At 71.7% G+C, this 18,675-nt stretch carries 22 protein-coding genes; 10 read left to right on the top strand and 12 right to left on the bottom strand.

Translation table 11 applies throughout. The features are described 5' to 3' along the window. Nucleotides 1-70 precede the first annotated feature (70 nt). On the top strand, nucleotides 71-274 hold the full coding sequence (locus tag KBZ08_RS10795; RefSeq protein WP_015110624.1) for a hypothetical protein: 204 nt from the start codon (nucleotides 71-73) through the stop codon (nucleotides 272-274). 8 nt (nucleotides 275-282) lie between these two features. On the opposite strand, the gene KBZ08_RS10790 is transcribed toward KBZ08_RS10795, so the two are convergent. From KBZ08_RS10790 to KBZ08_RS10770, 5 genes are all read right to left on the bottom strand, one after another. After that, nucleotides 283-558 (bottom strand): hypothetical protein, encoded by a 276-nt coding sequence (locus tag KBZ08_RS10790; RefSeq protein ID WP_106220326.1) that lies wholly within the window; start codon nucleotides 556-558, stop codon nucleotides 283-285. 84 nt (nucleotides 559-642) lie between these two features. Then, nucleotides 643-2,145, bottom strand: coding sequence for a leucyl aminopeptidase (locus KBZ08_RS10785; RefSeq protein WP_254972892.1), 1,503 nt, complete (start codon nucleotides 2,143-2,145; stop codon nucleotides 643-645). A gap of 48 nt (nucleotides 2,146-2,193) precedes the next feature. After that, the gene (locus KBZ08_RS10780; RefSeq protein ID WP_254972890.1) at nucleotides 2,194-2,799 is read right to left on the bottom strand and encodes a GIY-YIG nuclease family protein; all 606 of its coding nucleotides are present in this window, start codon (nucleotides 2,797-2,799) and stop codon (nucleotides 2,194-2,196) included. After that, nucleotides 2,796-3,482 (bottom strand): hypothetical protein, encoded by a 687-nt coding sequence (locus KBZ08_RS10775; RefSeq protein WP_254972888.1) that lies wholly within the window; start codon nucleotides 3,480-3,482, stop codon nucleotides 2,796-2,798. Before KBZ08_RS10775 ends, KBZ08_RS10780 begins: the two co-directional genes overlap by 4 nt. A gap of 33 nt (nucleotides 3,483-3,515) precedes the next feature. After that, on the bottom strand, nucleotides 3,516-4,223 hold the full coding sequence (locus KBZ08_RS10770) for a response regulator transcription factor (RefSeq protein ID WP_106220322.1): 708 nt from the start codon (nucleotides 4,221-4,223) through the stop codon (nucleotides 3,516-3,518). Between the two features lie 177 nt (nucleotides 4,224-4,400). Here KBZ08_RS10770 and KBZ08_RS10765 point away from each other — a divergent pair, with 177 nt between their 5' ends. From KBZ08_RS10765 to pyrF, 4 genes are all read left to right on the top strand, one after another. Continuing rightward, nucleotides 4,401-4,724, top strand: a complete 324-nt coding sequence (locus KBZ08_RS10765; protein WP_106220321.1) for a DUF1825 family protein — start codon at nucleotides 4,401-4,403, stop codon at nucleotides 4,722-4,724. Between the two features lie 6 nt (nucleotides 4,725-4,730). After that, on the top strand, nucleotides 4,731-6,140 hold the full coding sequence (locus KBZ08_RS10760) for a flavin monoamine oxidase family protein (RefSeq protein ID WP_254972886.1): 1,410 nt from the start codon (nucleotides 4,731-4,733) through the stop codon (nucleotides 6,138-6,140). 154 nt (nucleotides 6,141-6,294) lie between these two features. Beyond that, nucleotides 6,295-7,515, top strand: a complete 1,221-nt coding sequence (gene tyrS / locus KBZ08_RS10755) for a tyrosine--tRNA ligase (RefSeq protein WP_254972996.1) — start codon at nucleotides 6,295-6,297, stop codon at nucleotides 7,513-7,515. After that, entirely contained in the window at nucleotides 7,515-8,267 is a 753-nt protein-coding gene (pyrF, locus tag KBZ08_RS10750) for an orotidine-5'-phosphate decarboxylase (protein ID WP_254972884.1), read from the top strand. The genes tyrS and pyrF overlap by 1 nt, the downstream gene beginning before the upstream one ends. A gap of 9 nt (nucleotides 8,268-8,276) precedes the next feature. Here the strand turns inward: pyrF and KBZ08_RS10745 are convergent, their stop codons facing one another. The 3 genes from KBZ08_RS10745 to KBZ08_RS10735 form a co-directional block, all read right to left on the bottom strand. Further along, complete coding sequence (locus tag KBZ08_RS10745; RefSeq protein ID WP_254972882.1) at nucleotides 8,277-10,175, bottom strand: EAL domain-containing protein; 1,899 nt, start codon at nucleotides 10,173-10,175, stop codon at nucleotides 8,277-8,279. Between the two features lie 407 nt (nucleotides 10,176-10,582). After that, nucleotides 10,583-11,797 (bottom strand): hypothetical protein, encoded by a 1,215-nt coding sequence (locus KBZ08_RS10740; RefSeq protein WP_106220317.1) that lies wholly within the window; start codon nucleotides 11,795-11,797, stop codon nucleotides 10,583-10,585. Between the two features lie 98 nt (nucleotides 11,798-11,895). Further along, nucleotides 11,896-12,468 carry a peroxiredoxin gene (locus tag KBZ08_RS10735; protein WP_254972880.1) on the bottom strand — a complete coding sequence of 191 codons (573 nt, stop codon included), beginning with the start codon at nucleotides 12,466-12,468 and terminating at the stop codon, nucleotides 11,896-11,898. 184 nt (nucleotides 12,469-12,652) lie between these two features. On the opposite strand from KBZ08_RS10735, the gene KBZ08_RS10730 reads away from it, so the two are divergent. Further along, nucleotides 12,653-13,159 (top strand): DUF1993 family protein, encoded by a 507-nt coding sequence (locus KBZ08_RS10730; RefSeq protein WP_254972879.1) that lies wholly within the window; start codon nucleotides 12,653-12,655, stop codon nucleotides 13,157-13,159. Nucleotides 13,160-13,192: 33 nt separating this feature from the next. On the opposite strand, the gene KBZ08_RS10725 is transcribed toward KBZ08_RS10730, so the two are convergent. The 4 genes from KBZ08_RS10725 to KBZ08_RS10710 all read right to left on the bottom strand — a co-directional run bounded on the left by KBZ08_RS10725 (nucleotide 13,193) and on the right by KBZ08_RS10710 (nucleotide 15,607). Next, nucleotides 13,193-14,242 carry a DUF3326 domain-containing protein gene (locus KBZ08_RS10725; protein ID WP_254972877.1) on the bottom strand — a complete coding sequence of 350 codons (1,050 nt, stop codon included), beginning with the start codon at nucleotides 14,240-14,242 and terminating at the stop codon, nucleotides 13,193-13,195. Further along, entirely contained in the window at nucleotides 14,239-14,454 is a 216-nt protein-coding gene (locus KBZ08_RS10720; protein WP_254972875.1) for a hypothetical protein, read from the bottom strand. The genes KBZ08_RS10725 and KBZ08_RS10720 overlap by 4 nt, the downstream gene beginning before the upstream one ends. Then, on the bottom strand, nucleotides 14,451-14,816 hold the full coding sequence (locus KBZ08_RS10715; RefSeq protein ID WP_315861256.1) for a 2Fe-2S iron-sulfur cluster-binding protein: 366 nt from the start codon (nucleotides 14,814-14,816) through the stop codon (nucleotides 14,451-14,453). The genes KBZ08_RS10720 and KBZ08_RS10715 overlap by 4 nt, the downstream gene beginning before the upstream one ends. Nucleotides 14,817-14,878: 62 nt before the next feature. Then, nucleotides 14,879-15,607 carry a TIGR02466 family protein gene (locus tag KBZ08_RS10710; RefSeq protein WP_219904029.1) on the bottom strand — a complete coding sequence of 243 codons (729 nt, stop codon included), beginning with the start codon at nucleotides 15,605-15,607 and terminating at the stop codon, nucleotides 14,879-14,881. A 323-nt stretch (nucleotides 15,608-15,930) separates the two neighbouring features. Here KBZ08_RS10710 and KBZ08_RS10705 point away from each other — a divergent pair, with 323 nt between their 5' ends. From KBZ08_RS10705 to KBZ08_RS10690, 4 genes are read left to right on the top strand one after another with little or no spacing between them, the layout of a single operon-like run. Then, nucleotides 15,931-16,584 (top strand): hypothetical protein, encoded by a 654-nt coding sequence (locus KBZ08_RS10705; RefSeq protein ID WP_181280042.1) that lies wholly within the window; start codon nucleotides 15,931-15,933, stop codon nucleotides 16,582-16,584. Further along, nucleotides 16,562-17,278: a DUF4336 domain-containing protein gene (locus KBZ08_RS10700; protein ID WP_181280041.1), complete on the top strand. Its 717-nt coding sequence runs from the start codon at nucleotides 16,562-16,564 to the stop codon at nucleotides 17,276-17,278. Before KBZ08_RS10705 ends, KBZ08_RS10700 begins: the two co-directional genes overlap by 23 nt. Further along, nucleotides 17,275-18,255: an NAD(P)-dependent alcohol dehydrogenase gene (locus KBZ08_RS10695; RefSeq protein WP_106220310.1), complete on the top strand. Its 981-nt coding sequence runs from the start codon at nucleotides 17,275-17,277 to the stop codon at nucleotides 18,253-18,255. Before KBZ08_RS10700 ends, KBZ08_RS10695 begins: the two co-directional genes overlap by 4 nt. A 6-nt stretch (nucleotides 18,256-18,261) precedes the next feature. Then, the gene (locus KBZ08_RS10690) at nucleotides 18,262-18,669 is read left to right on the top strand and encodes an MGMT family protein (RefSeq protein ID WP_254972871.1); all 408 of its coding nucleotides are present in this window, start codon (nucleotides 18,262-18,264) and stop codon (nucleotides 18,667-18,669) included. The last annotated feature ends 6 nt before the right edge of the window (nucleotides 18,670-18,675 follow it).

Raw genomic sequence — 18,675 nt, 5'->3', positions numbered from 1 at the left:
CACGGCGCCTCCCCCCTGTTCCGGCCGAGAAAATGCCTTAGCGTTTGACCCATCACCGAAGGGCCTCTGTATGTATCTGCTGACCATCCGGGACGGTCTGCAGACGCGCCACATCGGGCCCTACGCGAGCCCCAGGCAGGCGTCCGACGACCTCGACAAGCTGCAGGCCACCTGCGGCGACAAGGCCACCTGGCAGATCCACCGTCTCGAATCCCCCGCCGAACTGCACGCCCACATCCCCGGCAGGGGTGACACCGAACCGGTGGCGGTCTGAGAGATGGCTCAGGCCCGGGGCGGGGTGCGGGGATAGCCGCGCAGCAGGCCGCTCTCGACCATCAGCCCCACACCGGCGTTGATCAGGATCAGGCCGAGGGCCCCGTACCAGACCCAGGGGCCGGCCTCCGGCAGGGACTGGCCCTGGTCGGCCGCCGCCGCCAGGGCCGACCAGGTCTGGATGCCCTTGCGGATCACCCCCTCCCCGAACAGACAGAGTCCGGCGGGAAGGAGGAGCACACCCAGCTGGGCCTTCACGTACCAGCGGATCTTGTGAACGGCCATGGGGCGATGCGTTGTCTGGTCTGGAAGCAAACCTAGGCCGCAGACTCCGGCCGCCAGAGCCGCCGGGGACGGCGGCCTCGCCGTTCAGGCCGCGGCGCCGGCCACCAGCCAGGCCACCAGGGTGCGCACCCCGAAGCCGGTGGCCCCCGACGGATCCAGCCCCCTCGCCTTGTCGCTCCAGACGGTGCCGGCGATGTCGAGGTGGGCCCAGGGCAGCCCCCGGGTGACGAAGTCCTGCAGGAAGAGGGCGGCGGTGATCGAGCCCCCGGGCCGCGGCCCGGTGTTCTTCATGTCGGCGACGTGGCTCTTGAGCCCCTTCCTGTAGGAGCCGCGCAGGGGCATGCGCCAGAGGGCCTCGCCACCGGCCGTGCCGGCGGTGATCAGGGCCTCGGCCAGGCCGTCACTGGGGGACCAGAGTCCGGCGATCTCCTCGCCCAGGGCGATCACGCAGGCGCCGGTGAGGGTGGCGAGATCGACGATGGCATCGGGCTCCAGGCCGCAGGCGTAGACGAGGGCATCGGCCAGGGTGAGACGCCCCTCCGCGTCGGTGTTGTTGATCTCGATCGTCTTGCCGTTGGAGGCGGTGAGCACGTCGCCCGGGTGGATGGCGCCGCCGCTGATCATGTTTTCGCAGCTGGCCACGATCACGTGCACCTCCAGGCCGGCGGGGCGGATCTCAGCGATGGCGCGGGCCGCCCCCAGCACGGCGGCGCTGCCGCCCATGTCGTACTTCATCATCTCGATCTGGGAGCCGGCGGTCTTGAGGTTGTAGCCGCCGGAATCGAAGGTGAGCCCCTTGCCCACCAGCACCACCCGCCGGGTCACCGGCTCGGCGGACCGGTAGGTGAGATGGATGAATTTGGGGGGCAGGTCGGAGCCCTGGGCCACCCCCAGGAAGGCGCCCATGCCGAGGGCTTCGCAGTCGGCCCGCTCCAGCACCTTGAGCTCGAGACCGAAGGCGTCGGCGATGGCGGCGGCCTCATCGGCCAGCGACTGGGGGGTGGCCTTGTTGGGCGGGGCCGCCACCAGCCGCCGGGCCAGTTCCACACCGCTGCAGGTGGCCGCCACATGGGCCAGGCCCGCCGCAGCACTCTCCGCCAACCCCAGCAGGGTCACCTGGTGGGGCAGGGAGCGGGGCTCGGTTTCGCTCTTGAAGCGCTGGTCGTCATAGAGGCCGAGCCGCACCGCTTCCGCCATGGCCGCCGCCGCCGCCGCCGGCTCAAGCCCCTCCAGGGGGAACCAGAGGCCGAGCTCTTCGGCGCCGGCGCCGGCGGCCGTGCGGGCCGCACCGGCTGCGGCCTGGCGCAGGGCCTCGAGCCCGAACTCGGCCGGTTCCCCCAGACCCACCAGGATCAGCGTGGCCGGGCTGCCGCCGGGCCGCTCCAGGGTGAGGGTCTGGCCCGTCTTGGCCTCGAAGCGGCGACGCTGCAGCCAACCCTCAAGGGCTTCCCCCACCAGATCCTCAGCGGGGCCGCGACCAGCGCCGGCGCCGCCGGCGAACAGTCCCACCACCAGGGTGTCCCCCGTCCAGATCTCCGTGAGGGGCCGGGGGGCGTTCCGGTCGACGGCAAGACAGCGAAACTCCATGGACCCAGCGCAGGCGGCCCGTGATCGTAGCCAGCACCGCCCTGGCGTTCAGGCGGGGTCGGCCGTGAACGGGGTGGCCCAGCGGTCCCGGGTCTCCTTGTTGAAGGGGGGCAGCCAGCGGCGGATCAGGGCCTGCTCCAGGGCCCGGCGGGGGGCGACCGCCGCCGGCACGTCCGACCAGAAGCGGATGCTCGGCCGCGCCTCCAGGTCCGCCCGGGCCAGGGCCTCGCCGTAGGCCGCCAGGTAGTCCTTGCAGTCGTGGTCGCCCTTCCAGCGCTGGTCGGCCCGGCCCGTCTCACCGACGTAGAGCAGCAGGGGCAGCGCCAGCTGCGGCGGGCGATCCATCACCAGGTAGAGGGCCGCCCCCCGCTGGGGAAGCCGGGGCCAGCGCCAGAAGGACAGGCTCTGGGGGCTGAGGCTGAGGGGATCGAAGCGCCGCGCCTGCTCGAGGGGATCGCCGGGGTCGGCGGTACCGGGGAACAGCTGGCCCTGCTGGGGGGGGGCGGCGTCAGCGGCGGCGGCGAACAGCGGCGCCTGGTGGTCGGCGAGACGGGCCTGCCAGGCCAGCAGCTGCTCCCGCCACAGCGGCAGGGACGGGGGCGGCGACGCGCCGGCCACCGCGGCCGCCGGAAACAGTTCCCCCTGGCGGCTCATCGGGCCCGCCTCCGGGCCGGGGGCAGCACCGGGCCCGGGGCGGCGTCATAGCGGAACCGGCCGATCCAGCCCTCCACCTGCCCGGGGGAGAGCTCCAGGCGGTGCTGGAGATCGGCCAGATCCCGGAAGGGCTCCCGGGCCCGCTCCTGCAGCAGCCAGCGGCAGCGCTCCGGCCCCAGGCCGAGCCGCTCCTCCAGCAGCCGCACGGACGCCTGGTTGATCGCCAGCGGCGGCGGCGGCACAGGCCGGGGATGGCGACGGCGACGGAAGCGCAGCACCGGCAGCCAGGTGCTCACGAGGGCGGGGGGAACCTGCAGGGCCGCCGCCAGATCCCCGGGGCCGGACCACTGCTGACCCTCGCCCTGGAGGCGGACCAGCCGGTCCACCAGTCCAGGGGGGCAGCCGGGCAGCCGCAGCCAGTCGCCGGCCTCGGCGAGATTGACCTCGAGACTCCAGCCCAGGGCGGCCGCCTGGCGCACCTCGGCCCCATCCCGGAACCGCAGGGCCGGGTTAAGGGCCAGCTTGAGGGCGAGCAGCTCCCGTTCGACGGCCTCCTCGGCCCCCAACCCGGCATCACCGGTCCCCACCGGGGGGGCCTCGGGCCGTGGCGGGAGCGGCGGCAGCTGGCCGGTGGCCTCGAGTAGGTGGCGGGCCAGGGGATCCAGCCAGTGGCGTCCTGCCATGGAGGCCCGAGCGCTCGCAGGTCGGGCCTGAAGCTAGCGGGTGCCTCCGGGTCGGGGCCAGTCGACCAGGCCCAGCTGCAGGCCGATGACCACCGCCTGGATGCGCCCCCGGACCCGCAGCTTGAGCAGCACGTTGCGCACGTGGGTCTTGACGGTGTCGACCGAGACCATCAGTTCCCCGGCGATCTCATGGTTCGTCAGACCGCGCACCACCCGCTCGAGCACCTGCCGCTCCCGGGGGCTGAGCGGCTCGGCGGCATCGCCGCCGGGCTCCTGGTCCGCCAGTGCCGCCCCCACCAGGCAACGGTCGAGGTAGAGGCCACCGCCGAGCACGGTGTGCAGGGCCTGCAGGCCGGAACCATGGAGCAGGCGCGACTCCGCCACGATGCCGTCGCAGCCCGCCTGCAGGGCCCTGCGGATCCGGGCGAGGCGGTGCTCCTGGGACACCACCAGCAGGGTGCGGATCTCGGGGTGGCGCTCCTTGATCTGCACCACCAGGTCCACGCCGCATCCCTCCTCCAGCCGGTCGCTGACCAACACCAGCGCGGGCCGATGGCGGCGCACCTGGGCCAGCCCTTCGGACGCCGTGGTGGCGGCCCCCAGAATCCGGGCGGGCGTGCCCATGAGCAGGGTGATCTGGGCCCGGCTGCCCAGGCACAGCACCAGCCGGACCCCGTTCAGCAGCGCCAGTCCCCGGCTGAGGTCGTCACGCACCTGGGGCAGCAGGGGGGTGAGGTCCACGGGCGCAGGTGCGGGGACACCCCCAGAGACGGGGGGTTGGTCATCTTCACCAGGGGATGGGCCGGAATTCGGTATCCGGCGTGGCGGGCCGGGGGAAGCGATACGTGGATCCGCACTCCCCAGGCCTGCCCGGGCTCTGCAGAATCGACCTTTCCCGCCGTCCGGAGCACCCTCCCCATGGCTTTCTTCGACTCCGAGATCGTCCAGGACGAGGCGAAGCGGCTGTTCAGCGATTACCAGCAGCTGATGCAGCTGGGCAGTGAGTACGGCAAGTTCGACCGCGAGGGCAAGAAGCTCTACATCGAGCGGATGGAGGAGATGATGGAGCGCTATCAGGTGTTCATGAAGCGCTTCGAACTGTCCGAGGATTTCCAGGCCAAGCTGACCGTTGAACAGCTGCGCACCCAGCTCGGCCAGTTCGGCCTTACTCCCGAGAAGATGTTCGACCAGATGACCCTCACCCTCGAGCGCATGAAGAGCCAGCTCGACGCGGCGGGCTGATCCGGCGTGCGGGACGTCATCGTCGTCGGAGCGGGGTTGGCCGGGCTGGTGGCCGCCAGGGATCTGCGCAGGTCCGGCCTGTCGGTGCGGGTGATCGAGGCGGCGCCGGCCGTGGGAGGCCGCATGGTGCGGGCGCCCCTGACGCTGGCCGGCAACGGGCCCTCCGGGGCCCGACCTCCCGCCTGGATCGACCTGGGCGGCCAGTGGCTGGGCGCCACCCACGGCCGCTTCCGCTCCCTGCTCGAGGAGCAGGGCCTGCGCCGGTTCCCTTCCCCCCACGACGGTGAGACCGTCCTCTGCTTCGGGTCCCATCGCTGCACCTTCAGCGGCTTCTTCCAGGGGTTTCCGGAGGGGCAGCCGCCCTCGGTGCCCACCCACGACTGGGACGATGCGATGCAGGCCCTCGGGCGCTTCCAGGAGCTGGTGGCGTCCCTGCCGGAGGGCCATCCCCATCACCATCCCGATGCCGCCGCCCTCGACCGGCTGAGCTTCCAGGACTGGATCGAGGCCCACACCCACACCCCCTTCGCCGCCTGGTACTTCGCCTACTTCTGCCGGGCCGTCGGTTTTCTCGGGCCGGCGGAGCCGGACCAGGTGTCGCTGCTGCATGTGGCCTGGGGCCAGCGCACGGCGCCCCAGGGCGACCACCCCGAGGAGGAGCTGATCCACGGCGGTGCCGGCCAGCTGCCGGCCTTGCTGGCCGAAGGCCTGGGGGACGCGGTGCTGCTCGGCGAACCCGTGCGTGAGATCCATCAGTCCGAGGACCCCTCCGGCCCCGGTGCGGAGGGCGCCATCACGGTGACCACCGACAGGGCCAGCCACCAGGCCCGGGCGGTGATCGTGGCCATGCCGCCGGCGATGGCCGCCGCGATCCGCTTCACCCCCGGGCTGCCGGCCGATCGGCTCGCCCTCCAGGAGGGCATGGCCATGGGCCGCTGCACCAAGGTGCTGGTCGCCTACGGGAGCCCCTGGTGGCGGCAGGCCGGACTGGCGGGCATCGGCATCGGCGATCGCCCCTGGGTGGAGCTCTGCGCCGACAGCTCCGATCCTGAAACCGGGCTGGGGGTGATCGCCGCCTTCGTGGCGGGCCGCCGGCAGGAGCGCTGGTCAGCCCTGGACGCGGAGCAGCGCCGGGCGGCAGTGCTGGAGGATCTGGCCGCCTACTTCGGCCCGGTGGCGCTGGAACCGCTGGACTACGTGGAGAAGGACTGGCCGCGGGAGCCCTACGTGGGCGGGGCCTTTGCCGGCTGGATGCCCCCCGGGCTGTGGACCCGCAGCGGCGATGCCCTGCTGCGGCCCCACGGCCGGGTGTTCTGGGCCGGCACGGAGGTGGCGGAACGCTGGCCGGGCTTCTTCGAGGGTGCGGTGACCAGCGGCGAGCGGGCCGCCGCCGATGTGGTGGCCCTGCTGGGCTGAGCGAGCGGAGCACCACGGCTGCCTACCATCCCCCCCAGGCAGGCGGCTGGCGTCGATGGGGGAAGCGGAGCACGGGGATCAGGCGGCACATCAGGCGGAACCGCCTGGAGCGCCGCTGCCGGTGCCGCCCCTGGCGGACGCCCTGGCCCGGGGCATGGCCGACCTGTTCCCCGCCGGCCGGGAGCCCGACCCGGATCAGCGGCTCGAGGCCCGGCTGGCGGAGGCGGAACGCCAGGGCCGGCCCCTGCGGGTGAAGCTGGGCATCGATCCCACCGGCAGCGACATCCACCTGGGCCACAGCCTGCTGTTCCGCAAGCTGCGGGCCTTCCAGAACGCCGGCCACACGGCGGTGCTGATCATCGGCGACTTCACGGCCCGCATCGGCGATCCGACCGGCAAGAGCAGCACCCGCGTGCAGCTCAACGCGGCGGCGGTGGAGGCCAATGCCGCCACCTACCTGGCCCAGCTGGGCCAGGGCCAGCCCCCCGAGCGCTCCCTGCTCGACTTCGAAACCCCCGGCCGGCTGGAGGTGCGGCGCAACTCCGAGTGGCTCGCCGGCCTGGCGCTGCCCCAGGTGATCGAGCTGCTGGGCATCAGCACCGTGGGCCAGATGCTGGCCAAGGAGGACTTCGCCAACCGCTACGGCTCGGGCACCCCCATCAGCCTGCACGAATTCCTCTATCCCCTGCTGCAGGGCTACGACTCGGTGGCCGTCGCGGCCGACCTGGAACTGGGCGGCACCGACCAGAAGTTCAACGTGGCCATGGGGCGCGACATGCAGCGCCATTTCGGCCAGCGACCCCAGTTCGGGCTGCTGCTGCCGATCCTGCCCGGCCTCGACGGGGTGCAGAAGATGAGCAAGAGCCTGGGCAACACGGTAGGGCTGATGGAGGACCCCCTCTCGATGTACTCCAAGCTCGAGAAGGTGCCGGACGCGGTGGTGGAGGACTACCTCACCCTGCTCACCGATCTCGACACCGCCGCCCTGCCCGCCAACCCCCGGGAGCGCCAGAAGGCCATGGCCCTGGAGGTCACCGCCAGCCGCCACGGGCGCGAGGCGGCGCTGCAGGCCCAGGCCGATGCGGCCGCTCTGGTGACCGCCGGCGCCGGGGGGACGGGGGACGGACCCCAGGCGGACAGCGTCCCCGAGGCCTCCCTGGCCGGGCTGGCCTTCCCCCTCAAGGCGTTCTATCTGCTCAGTGCCCTGAAGGTCTGCGCCAGCAGCAGCGAGGGGCGGCGGCAGATCCAGGGGGGCGGCGTCAAGCTCGACGGCGAGAAGCTCAGCGACCCCAACCAGGAGTTCGCCAGCGCCGCGGAACTGGCCGGCAAGGTGCTGCAGCTCGGTAAGAAGACCTTCCGGCGGCTGGTGGCCTGATGGCGGACGCCGAACACACCGTCACGACCGCGGAGCCCACCCTGGCCCCGGCCGAGCGAATCATCCTGGCCCTCGATCGCCCCGACGCCGACGCGGCCCTGGCCCTGGCGGCGGCGGTTCCGGAGCTCCGCTGGGTGAAGGTGGGCCTGGAGCTGTTCACCGCCGCCGGACCCGCCGTGGTGCGGGAGCTGCGGCAGCGGCGCCTGCGGGTGTTCCTGGATCTCAAGTTCCACGACATCCCCGCCACCATGGCCGGCGCCTGCCGCAGCGCCGCCCGGCTGGGGGCCGAACTGATCACCGTGCATGCCTGCGCCGGCAGCGAGGCCCTCGCCGCCGCCCAGGCCGCGGCCGAGGAAGGGGCCGCCGAGGAGGGCCTGCCTCCCCCCACCCTGCTGGCGGTGACCGTGCTCACCAGCTGGGAACCCGACCGTTTCCGCCGCGAACTGGCCGTCGAGACGCCGGTGGAAGCCTATGCCGGCCAGCTGGCGCAGCTGGCGGCGGCCGCGGGCGTCACCGGAGCCGTGTGCTCCCCCCATGAGGTGGCCCGGCTGCGGGCGGCCCATCCCTGGCCCTTCACCCTGGTGACCCCGGGGATCCGCCCCGCCGGCAGCGACAAGGCCGACCAGCGGCGGGTGATGGCACCGGCGGAGGCGGTGGCCGCCGGGGCGACCCAGCTGGTGATCGGGCGCCCGATCAGCGGCGCCACCGACCCGGCAGCGGCCTTCGCGGCCTGCTGCGCCGAACTGGGCTGAGGCGGAGGACTAGGGCTCCAAGGGAGCCGCCTTGCCGTAAAGCCAGCCCTGGCCCCGCAGCCAGCCCTGGGAGGTGAGCAGGCGGGCCTCCTCGATGGTTTCCACCCCCTCGGCCACCGTGTCGAGCTCCAGGCCTTCGGCCACCCCCACCAGCGCCTGGGACAGCCGCAGGCTCTTGGTGTCCTTCGCCCGCATGGCGCAGGTGAAGGAGCGATCCAGCTTCAGCCCGGCGATGGGCAGGTCGCGGAGATGGCTGATCGAGGAGTAGCCGGTGCCGAAATCATCCACGTACCAGCGGATCCCACGGCCGGCGAGCTGCTCCATCTGCTGCCGGATCCGCTCGGTGACGCTGAGCAGGGCCGTCTCGGTGACCTCCAGGTGCAGCCGGTCGGGGCTCACCCCGGCGGCTTCGAGGGCTTCCGCCACCAGCTGGGGGTGGTCGGGCTGGGCGAGGCTGGCCGCCGACACGTTCACCGCCATGGTGAGGCCTTCGGGCAGCCGGGAGAGGGCCGCAAGGGCCTGACGCAGCACCAGCTGATCGATCCGCACGATCAGACCGCGGCGTTCGGCGCAGGGAAGGAATTCGACCGGAGGGACCTCAAGGCCATCGGGCCGCACCCAGCGGGCCAGGGCCTCGTAGCCGGTGACCTCCCCGGTGGCGAAGGAGACGATCGGCATGAACCAGGCGGCGAACTCCTCCATCACCAGCCCCCGCTGGATCTCGGCCGCGAACAGCAGGCGCGTGTGGGCCTCGGTGGCCAGGGCGTCGTCGAGCAGGGCGAAGCAGTTGCGGCCCCGGGCCTTGGCCTGACGCATGGCGAGGCTGGCGTCCCGCAGCAGCTCGTCGGGGAGGGCACCGGCGGCGGAGGTGGCGATGCCGATGCTGACGGTGGGATCGATGGGCTGGCCCCCGATGGTGATCGCCGCCCGGCAGGCCCTCAGGATCCGTTCGGCCAGGGAGGCCGCCTCGGCCATGGAGGTCAGATCGCTCAGCAGCACGATGAATTCGTCGCCGGTGCCCCGGCCCACCTGATCGGGATCGCCGACCTCCCGGACAATGCGCGCCGCCAGGAAGGCGAGCAGCTGGTCGCCGCCGGCATGGGTGAGGGCATCGTTCACCGGGGTGAGTCCATCGACACCGATGCTCAGGACCGCCAGGGTCGATCCGGTTCCCGCCTGGCGCTCGAGGGCCGTGCGGATCCGGGCCAGGGCGACACTGCGAACCGCCAGGCCGGTGACGACGTCGTGGACGTCGCGGAGCGAGAGGAGCCAGGCGCTGCCGTTCCCCTCCGCGGCTGGATGGACGCTGCCCCCCATCCAGCACCAGCTGTCGTCGGCGCGGCGGATCCGCAGTTCGCTGCCGAGGCGGCCCCGCTCCTGCAGGTTCAGACCCGCCCGCAGGGCCCGGCCGCGGTCGTCGGGGTGCACGAAGGCCATGGCCGGCCGGCCGAGCAGGGTGGGGGCCGGCCAGCCGAGCAGGGCTTCGACCGACGCGGAGACCCAGAGGATCCGGTGATCGGCGTCCACCTCGATCACCAGATCGAAGACATGGCTGGCCAGCAGGTGATAGCGCCGGTCGAGCTCCAGCCATTGCCGCTGCAGGGGCGTCGGCTCCGTCGCCCCACGCCAGAGGCAGCAGAGCAGCCCATTGGCGGGGAAGAGGCGCAGGGGGCCCGACGGCCCATGGCCATCCCCGCAGCCGGGTACCTCCACATCGATGGTGCTCCCCGCTTCGAATGCGCGGACACAGCGATCGAACGGGCCGTGGCCGTGGAGGGGCGGAAGCAGATCTAGCAGATGGCTCCCCAGCATCCGGCTCTGGGTGCGGCCATGGAGCACGCAGGCCGGTCCATTGGCATAGGCGCAGACGAAGTCGGTGATGCGGCCCTCGCCATCCCGCTCAGGCACCAGGAGGAGAAAGGGATCCGGCAGGGCGTCAAGGATGGGCTGACGGCCGGGTGAGGCGCCCGGCGCCAGGGAGCGCCTGAGCTGGGGAGACTCGCAGTTGCCGGACGTATCGTTGATCACTTTTTTGCGATTACGGTCGCGGGAAACCGGATGCAGGAAGTGAAATGTGTCTGAAAATCCCATCGGAATCGCTCACCATCTCCATGGGGAGTGATGCGGATCTGCGACAGAAGTGGGGTGGTTAGGAAGCACTTCTGCCGAAAATCTCCAGGGATCACTCAAAAAATGCTAATCGAGATTCCTCCATAAGGCAGCGCATCCGCTGCACCCTTCGCCGGGAGGAAGGGATCGATCCATGCCAGATGTTGGTCCATCGCGATGCTTGGGCACGCCAGGATCGGCGCCGATCAGTCCTCGGCCCGCTCCAGCTGCCGGGCCGCCCAGCGCCCGAAACGGCCGGAGGCGGCCAGCTGCTGGCGGAGTCGCTCCATCTCGGCGCGCCGCTGCTGCCGTCGCTGCTCCTCGCTGGGCACCCGGTCCTCGAAGGGCACCCGCGAGCGCGCCGCCAGCCAGGCCCCCAGCTGGCGCAGGGAGGTGGGACCCGTGGCGTCGTCGTCGATCCGCAGGGGCGGATCGGGGGGCCGGATGGCCTGCAGCCGGTAGGAGCGGTCGCCGTCGGAGTCGACCCGCTCGATCAGCTCCAGGGCCCGCGCTTCCCCCAGGGTGCGCAGGCGGTTGCCGAAACGGCGCTGCAGCACCAGCAGCCGCGGCTCCAGCCGCCATTCCCGGCGCCCCAGGGCCAGCCACAGCTGACCCCAGCCGCCGGCCAGGGCCAGCAGGGCCAGCGGAATCCCCAGGGCCCAGAACCCCGGCCAGGCGGTGCCGCCACGGATCAGCAGGGCCAGCAGGCCCCACAGCACCAGGTTGACCAGGCCCATCACCAGGCGCTGCTGCCGGCGCAGGGCCGGATCGGGCACCAGCAGCGGACTGCCGAAGGTGGGGGTGAGCTCCCGCCAGCCCTCCGGCAGCACGGCCAGTGCCGGGGCCCGGTCCCGGGCCGGGGCCGGGGCGTCGGCCAGCGGCCGCAACCCCAGGAGCCGGTTGAGCTGGTCGGCGGCCTCCTGGCGCTGGCGCGGGCTGCCGAGGCGGGTGATCTCCAGCGGGCGGCCGGCCCGTTCGGCCATCAGGGGACCACCCCAGGCGCCGGCCTGGGCCACATGGAAGCGCCGGATCTCATGGCGGGGCAGCGGCCGGCGGCGACGGAAGGGCCCGCGCTGGGCCTGGCGCACGAGGCTGCCATCCGGCCCGAGCACCAGCCGGTCCTCCGACCAGAGAGCGCCCAGCACCTCCCGCAGGGCGACGGCACCACCGAAACTCCACAGGCTGAGCCACACCAGCAGAAACAGCAGCGCCGGCAGGGCCCACTGGCCGGAGGCCAGCCCGCCCGTCAGCAGCCGCCACAGGACCCAGAGGGCGAAGATCTCCCCCGCCAGCCAGCCGCAGAGCCAGAACGACAGGAAGGCCGCCACGAAGAAGCGGCCCGGTCCCTGGGGGCGGAAACGGAAGCTGGTGGCGCCGCTGCCGTCCTTCACCGCCACTCCGCCCACGGCCGCTGGGCCCATGCTGGCGACGCTTCGCCGCTTGGGCATCCTCCCGAAAAGGGGAAGCCCCCGGCTCCTTGGCAGGAGTCGGGGGCGATCGGATCAGCGGTGGCGAGGCCTCAGCCGACGAACTCGCGGCTGGGGGCGGAGACGCCGGCGGGGGCGGTGCCCTTCAGGTAGGCCAGCATCGTGTCGGCGTCCGAGCACTCGAAGGGGTCGGTGGGGCAGTTGTCCTCGAGGCCCGGCTCCACGAACATCTTCTCGATCGTGCCGTCGTTGACGAGCATCGAGTAGCGCCAGGAGCGGGCACCGAAGCCGAGGTTGTCCTTCTCGACCAGCATGCCCATCTTGCGGCTGAACTCACCGTTGCCGTCGGGCAGCAGGAACACCTTGTCGGCGCCCACCTGCTTGCCCCACTGGAACATCACGAAGGCATCGTTGACCGAGATGCAGACGATGCTGTCCACACCCAGGCCCTGGAACTCCTCGTACAGGGCCTCGTAACGGGGCAGGTGGTTGGAGGAGCAGGTGGGGGTGAAGGCACCGGGGAGGGAGAACACCACCACCTTCTTGCCCTTGAAGATGTCGTCGGTGGTGAGGTCCTGCCAGCGGAAGGGGTTGGGGCCGGGCACGGACTCATCGCGCACACGGGTCTTGAAGACGACGCTGGGGACCTTTTCGATGGCAGCCATGTGAATGTGTGAAGAACGACTTGACGACGCGCCGCCCGGAGCAGCGATCGCAGAGAGCTTAACTCGCAATCGGTCCGCCTTAGGGGGGAAACCGGCTGAGTGTTTCTGCTCATCACCGCGGCCGGGCCACCCCGTCGACCGGCCTACAGTCCGCCTCGCCTGCCCCCGGCCCCGCGCCCCAGCCATGACCCTCTCGATGTTCGAGGCGGCCGTTCCGCCCCTGGCCCGCAGCCTGACCAACCTCAGCGGCATCCTGGCCAAGGCGGCCGCCCACGCTGAAGCCAAAGGGATCGATCCGGCCGTGCTGCTGCAGGCCCGCCTCTACCCCGACATGTTCCCCCTGGTGCGCCAGGTGCAGATCGCCACCGACATCGCCCGCCGCGGCCTGGCCCGCCTCGCCGGGGTGGAGAGCACCGCGATGGCGGACGACGAGGCCAGCTTCGCCGACCTGATCGGCCGCATCGAGACGACCCTCGCCAGCCTCGCGGCCTTCTCCAGCGATCAGATCGACAGCACCGAGACCAAGCCGATCGAACTGCCGATCCGCGGTGAAACCCTCCACTTCAGCGGCCAGAGCTTCCTGCTGCTGTTCGTGCTGCCCAACGTCTATTTCCACGTCACCACCGCCTACGACATCCTGCGCCACAACGGCGTGGAACTCGGCAAGCGGGATTTCCTCGGCGAGCCCTGAGGCTCCTGGAGCCAGGCACTGGCCCCAGGCCCGTCAGTCGAGCGGTGGCGGGGGCCGCCGCAGGGCCGCCGGATCGAGGCCCTCCCGCAGGGCCAGCACGATCCCGGCCCCCTCGGCGTAGCTGGCGGCCGGGATCACCGGCAGCCCCAGGGCCTCGCCGCTCACCTGCAGCAGGCAGGGGTTCCCCTCCACGGCAATCACGGGCACGCCCCGCCCGGCGCAGGCCAGCACCGCCTCCCCCCCCAGGGCCCCCGCCGGCGCCACCACTGCCCCAAGATCGGCGCCGTGCAGCAGCCCGTGGCCGCTGGCCGGCTCCGGCCGCAGCGAGGGGGCCCGACTCAGCCCCACGAGCACGCAGGGCAGGAAGGTGTGGCCCAGCTCCTCCGCCGCCGCCCGCGGATCCAGCCCAGGGTCGGGCGGCAGGGGCGCCAGGGCGGGGGCATGGGCACAGGGCACCCCCAGGTGGCGCACCAGCAGGTGGCTGATCACCGCCTCCGCCCCGGCCAGGGCATCCACCCCCGCGCCGTGGCGGTAGGCCGCCAGGGCGTCGCTGCCGGGCTCATCGGGGAAGCGGGCCACCACGGCGATGGCCGTGGCCCCGGCGTCCCGTAGCGCTTCACCGGCCCGCAGCAGCGCCTCAGGCCGGCCCAGGCTGCCCCAGCTGCTGCCGCTGGGGCCGATCGTGAGGCTCACCTCCAGGGGGCCATCGCTGCTGAGCACCGGGCCGATCGTCAGCCCCAGGCTGGCGCGGCAGGCCTCAATCACCTGGCGGTGGCGCAGCAGCAGCTCGGCTTCGATGCCCGCATCCAGCAGCACACCCACCCGTTGGCTGGGCACCGGAGCCAGGGCCAGCTCGCCGGCGGCGAAGCGGTCGAGGCTCCAGCCCTCCACGTAATGCAGGCGCCGGTCGCTCCAGTAGAGGGAGGCGGCGTTCATCACGTTGGGGTGGGTGATCAGGCAGCCGCTGGCCGCCGCCAGCAGCCGGGCCGCCGGCAGGCCGTCACCGGCGAAACCGCCCACGGCGCAGCCCACCCCGGTGGGGATCACCAGCAGGGTGGGCAGGGGTGGGGCCGCCGCGCTCAAGGGCCGGCAGCGGGGGCCGGCGACGGGCCCACCACGATCCCCTCCAGCCGCAGGCCGCGGTGGGGATCCACCGCCGTGATCGCCCAGCGCAGGGGCTCGGCGCCCTCACCGGCCAGGCGGCGGGCCTCCCGGGCCAGCCCCTGCCGCAGCTGGGGCAGCAGCGGACCAGGGGAGGCCTGCAACCACAGCTCCAGGGGCACCAGGGCGCTCATTGCTGGAACTGACCGAACTGGGCCTCATAGAGGGCGTCCTCCTGGCCGGCCAGCAGGTCGAGGTCGGAGAGGGGATAGGAGACGCACAGCAGGGCATAGCCCTTCGCCTGCAGCTCGGCCTTCACCCCCATGGCGTCGGGCTGGTGCACGGTGCCGCTGTGCAGCAGGGCGGCGCAGGTGGTGCAGACGCCCGAGCAGCAGGAGCTGGGCAGGGGCACCTCGGCCGCCTCGGCGGCGCTCAGCACCGTCTGGTCGCTGCGGCAGGGAAAGCGGTACGCGGTGCCATCCAGGCTGGCGCTGACCTGGAAGACGGGAGGCTCCGGCGTGGTGGCTGGGGTGGTCGCTGGGGTGGTCTCGGACACGGCGGGGGATCGGGGAGGGGCGGCGTTGGCGGGGTGGCGTGGGGTGGCGTGGGGTGGGCGGCTCAGGCTCCCGGGTCCCCCCCATCCTCCCCGATCGCCAGCCAGCGACCGGGGTGGGGGGCGAGGTACTCGCCCGGATCGGCCGCGGTCGCCGGGGCCGTGAGCACGAAGTCGATGCTGAGGGAGAAGCGGGTGTCGTCGGGATCTTCGTTGGGCAGCACCGCATGGTCGACGCTGGAGGGGAACAGCAGCAGCAGCCCCGCCCGGGGCGCCACGTCGTGCCAGGGCCGGTTGAGGGCGGCATCGGCCCCGATCGGGCCGTCCTGGCCCACCGCCAGACCCGGCACCAGCTCGTTCACCTGCCGGGGGGCGAACAGGCGCAGGCAGCCGCTGCGGCCGCTGCCGTCGCCGTTGAGGTAGTAGATGGCGCTGAGGTGGGCGTTGGGATGGTGGTGGCGCCCCACCTGCTCGCCGGCCTCGCTGATCACCGGCCAGCTGCGCTGCACGTGCAGGGACAGGCGCCGGCGGTCGAACCCGAGCGCCGCCAGATACGCCCAGGCATGGAGTGCCAGCCGGCCGATCAGGGGGGCGAACAGGGGGTCGCGGTGCAGCTCCCCGGCACCGCGCACATCGCCGGTCCAGGCCACCCCCTCCTCGCTGGGGTCCCGCTCCCGCAGCTCCAGGGCCCGCTGCAGCAGCAGGGCGGTGTCGAGGGGATCGGGCGCCAGCTGAACCCGGCCCAGGGCCATGGGGAACAGGGGCTCGATCGCCAGGGCGGGGGCCCCAGCCATGGGGAAGACGGGGGCGGCGGCATCGGGCATGGGCGGCAGGCGACCGGTCCCCGGAATGCTGCCGGACGGGTCCGCCGAAGATGGACGGCAGGCGGCAGACATGACCATCGGTTGGTGCGATGGGGAGAGAGGCTGGTTCACTCCTCCGACCCGTGATCTCAGCCGCGAACGCAGAACGTCCAATGGGATCTTGGTGTCCGGTGGTCCCATCGGAAGGCCACGGAAGTGTCCATCCGGAGAACCACCTCAGGTAGCCTCTGGGCCATGAAGGAAAGGCTGAATCTGGCCGGCTCACCGTTTCCGATTCTTCGCCGGCTGGATTGATGGCCCTCCCCGCCGACCCATCCTGGGCTGCCCCGGCCCTGCTTGCAGGGTTCATCGCCGCCCTGGGCTATGGGGGCAGAACGGCCATCGAAGTGGTGCTTCAGCTGCGGGGAACCGCACAGAAACGCCGGAGTCGGCTGGCGGAGCTCTACGCGCTGTTGCGCGCCGGCGACGCGGCCTATGCAGCCCAGCGGAAACTGCTGAAGCGGCTGGCCGCCCAACTGAAGAGTCGTCTACCGGAGACAGCCGCCCTGGAGCCTGGATACGAACGGTTGTTTGCGGAGACGTTCGCGGCCATGAATGAGGAGGAACGGCAGCTGCATGGATTGATACGGGCGATGACGATGCACACGATCCGGCCCCTGAATCAATCCCTGCTGGAGTGGCTGCGCTCCGACCGCTACTTCCGGGCCGCCCCACCGTCCCACCGCCGTTTGGGACAACTGGCCTTGTTTCTGACGCAGCTGGAGGCCCATCTGGTGATCTGGGCAGCCAAGTATGAAGCCTGGATCCCCGACCATCCGGACCATGCGCTGGTGTTCCTCGCCGATGAGGACCACCATGGCGTGGCTTTCCCCAAGGGTGGGGCGGCCATCCTTGCCAGGGTGCTGCGTCATCCCCATCCTTCCCATGCTCCACCGCCTCGCCGATGATCTCTGGGTGGCCGAACAGGCGCAGACGTACGTCGGCCTGAGCATCGGCACCCGGATGAGCGTCATCCGCCTGGAGCCCGGCAACCGGCTGGTGATCCTCTCGCCGATTCAGCCAACCCCCGCCCTCGAAGAGGGCCTGGCCGCCATCGGTGTGGTCACCGACATCGTGGCGCCCAACGCGTTTCACCATCTCCATCTCGAGGCCTTCCGCCAGCGCTTTCCCCGGGCGACCGTCTGGGGTCCGCCCGGCCTGAAACAGAAGTGCCCCCATCTGGAGCTGGATGGTCTGCTCAGCGCCGAAGAGCCCTCCCCCTGGCCGGGATTGCTCCTGTCCAGCCTCAGCGGGCTCCACACCCTGACGCCCAGTGGCCCAGCGCCGCTGCACGAGGTGGCCTTCTGCCACACCCCCAGCAGGACGCTCATCCTGACGGACAGTGCCTTCCACTTCGATGCCTCCGCCGCCTGGCTCACCCGCTGCCTCACGCGCATCGGCGGCGGGTACGGTCGCCTGGAGCCCTCCGTACTCGAGCGCCTGGCCACCACCGACCGCGCCTCGCTGCGCAGGGCCATGCAGGCCGTCCTGCGCTGGGACTTCGACCGGGTGATTGTCGCCCACGGCGCCGTGGTTGAAACGGGCGGCAAGGAGGCCCTCACCAGGGCCTACAGCTCCTTTCTCGGAACCCCCCTGCCATGAAAGCCGTTGTCGCCGAACGCTACGGGCCGCCGGAGGTGCTCCAGATCCGGGAGCTCGCCACACCCACTCCGAAGGACGATGAGATCCTGATCCGGATCCTTGTCACCACGGTCAGCTCGGCGGACTGGCGGATTCGCAGCCAGACGGTGCCGGCGGGTTTCGGGCTGATCATGCGACTGGTGTTCGGCCTGCGGAAACCCCGCCAGCCCGTCCTCGGCTCCGAGCTGGCCGGCGTCGTCGCCGCGGTGGGTGCGCGGGTGAGCCGATTCCGGGTGGGCGAGCGGGTCTTCGCCTTCAGCGACACCCGCCTGGGCTGCCATGCCGAGTACCTCTGCCTGCCCCAGGACGGCCTGGTGGTGGCCACCCCGCCCGCCCTCTCCGACGAAACGGCTGCGGCGCTGTGCTTCGGCGGCACGACGGCCCTGGATTTCCTGCGCCGGGCCAGGGTGCGACCCGGCGAGAGGCTGCTGGTGAACGGGGCCTCCGGGGCGGTGGGCACGGCCGTTGTCCAGCTGGCCCGCCGCGCCGGGGCTGAGGTCACCGGGGTGTGCAGCACGGCGAACCTCGATCTGGTGCGCCGCCTCGGGGCGGCCCATGTCATCGACCACACCCGGGACGACTTCAGCCGGAACGGCATCACCTACGACGTGATTGTCGACACGGTCGGCAATGCCCCGTTCGCGCGCTGCCGGCGCTCACTGAAGCCGGGTGGAAGACTGTTGCTGGTGCTGGCCGGACTGCCCGACATGCTGCGGGGGGTGTGGGTGTCGCTGACGAGCGACAGAAGCGTCATCGCCGGACCCGCGACCGTGAAGGTGGACGATCTGCACCATCTTGCCGCCCTGGCGGAAGCGGGAGCGTTCCAACCGGTGATCGACCGGATCTATTCCTTCGAGCAGATCGTGGCGGCCCATCGGTATGTCGACACGGGACGAAAGAAGGGTAATGTGATCATCGATCTACGCGGCCAGAGTTAGTCTTCGATGGCGAAGTCCGAGGCTTTTGCGCGCATCAAGGAGCAGGTTCTCACGGTGGTCGCGTCGATTCCCGAATCGAAGCTCACCACTTACCAATCCATCGGCGAGCATCTGGCGGTGATGCCCCGGCATGTCGCCTACATCCTCAGCCAGCTGGAGGACGGCGCCAAGCTGGAAGTCCCCTGGTACCGGGTCGTGTCAGCGGATGGAAGTCTGGGCGTGACCAAACGGGATCCCAACGGCGACACCCAGGCCGAGCTGCTCCAGCGGGAAGGGATCGGCGTGGTGGGCCATGCGGTCGGTCCCCCGCTGGCGTCCGTGATGGTCCCGGCCGCGGCGTTGGGCTATGGAATCCCCAGGCAGGAACGCCCGGCCGTGACTCGCCGTGCACCGAAACAGATGCGAGGTCACTGACACAGG

Source organism: Cyanobium sp. Candia 9D4, from assembly GCF_024346155.1.
In the GTDB taxonomy this organism is placed as follows: Bacteria; Cyanobacteriota; Cyanobacteriia; order PCC-6307; family Cyanobiaceae; genus Cyanobium; species Cyanobium minutissimum.
The sequence above is the reverse complement of the archived record's forward strand: the minus strand, read 5'-3'. Positions and strand labels throughout refer to the sequence as shown.

Bases quoted from the DNA above. Each gene is read 5' to 3' on its own strand.
- KBZ08_RS10695 (WP_106220310.1), top strand. From the start codon at position 17,275: ATGAAAGCCGTTGTCGCCGAACGCTACGGGCCGCCGGAGGTGCTCCAG.
- KBZ08_RS10765 (WP_106220321.1), top strand. From the start codon at position 4,401: ATGGCTTTCTTCGACTCCGAGATCGTCCAGGACGAGGCGAAGCGGCTG.
- KBZ08_RS10730 (WP_254972879.1), top strand. From the start codon at position 12,653: ATGACCCTCTCGATGTTCGAGGCGGCCGTTCCGCCCCTGGCCCGCAGC.
- KBZ08_RS10720 (WP_254972875.1), bottom strand. From the start codon at position 14,454: ATGAGCGCCCTGGTGCCCCTGGAGCTGTGGTTGCAGGCCTCCCCTGGT.
- KBZ08_RS10775 (WP_254972888.1), bottom strand. From the start codon at position 3,482: ATGGCAGGACGCCACTGGCTGGATCCCCTGGCCCGCCACCTACTCGAG.
- KBZ08_RS10780 (WP_254972890.1), bottom strand. From the start codon at position 2,799: ATGAGCCGCCAGGGGGAACTGTTTCCGGCGGCCGCGGTGGCCGGCGCG.
- KBZ08_RS10795 (WP_015110624.1), top strand. From the start codon at position 71: ATGTATCTGCTGACCATCCGGGACGGTCTGCAGACGCGCCACATCGGG.
- KBZ08_RS10710 (WP_219904029.1), bottom strand. From the start codon at position 15,607: ATGGCTGGGGCCCCCGCCCTGGCGATCGAGCCCCTGTTCCCCATGGCC.
- KBZ08_RS10690 (WP_254972871.1), top strand. From the start codon at position 18,262: ATGGCGAAGTCCGAGGCTTTTGCGCGCATCAAGGAGCAGGTTCTCACG.
- KBZ08_RS10790 (WP_106220326.1), bottom strand. From the start codon at position 558: ATGGCCGTTCACAAGATCCGCTGGTACGTGAAGGCCCAGCTGGGTGTG.
- pyrF (WP_254972884.1), top strand. From the start codon at position 7,515: ATGGCGGACGCCGAACACACCGTCACGACCGCGGAGCCCACCCTGGCC.
- tyrS (WP_254972996.1), top strand. From the start codon at position 6,295: ATGGCCGACCTGTTCCCCGCCGGCCGGGAGCCCGACCCGGATCAGCGG.
- KBZ08_RS10705 (WP_181280042.1), top strand. From the start codon at position 15,931: ATGGCCCTCCCCGCCGACCCATCCTGGGCTGCCCCGGCCCTGCTTGCA.
- KBZ08_RS10740 (WP_106220317.1), bottom strand. From the start codon at position 11,797: ATGGGCCCAGCGGCCGTGGGCGGAGTGGCGGTGAAGGACGGCAGCGGC.
- KBZ08_RS10735 (WP_254972880.1), bottom strand. From the start codon at position 12,468: ATGGCTGCCATCGAAAAGGTCCCCAGCGTCGTCTTCAAGACCCGTGTG.
- KBZ08_RS10785 (WP_254972892.1), bottom strand. From the start codon at position 2,145: ATGGAGTTTCGCTGTCTTGCCGTCGACCGGAACGCCCCCCGGCCCCTC.
- KBZ08_RS10700 (WP_181280041.1), top strand. From the start codon at position 16,562: ATGCTCCACCGCCTCGCCGATGATCTCTGGGTGGCCGAACAGGCGCAG.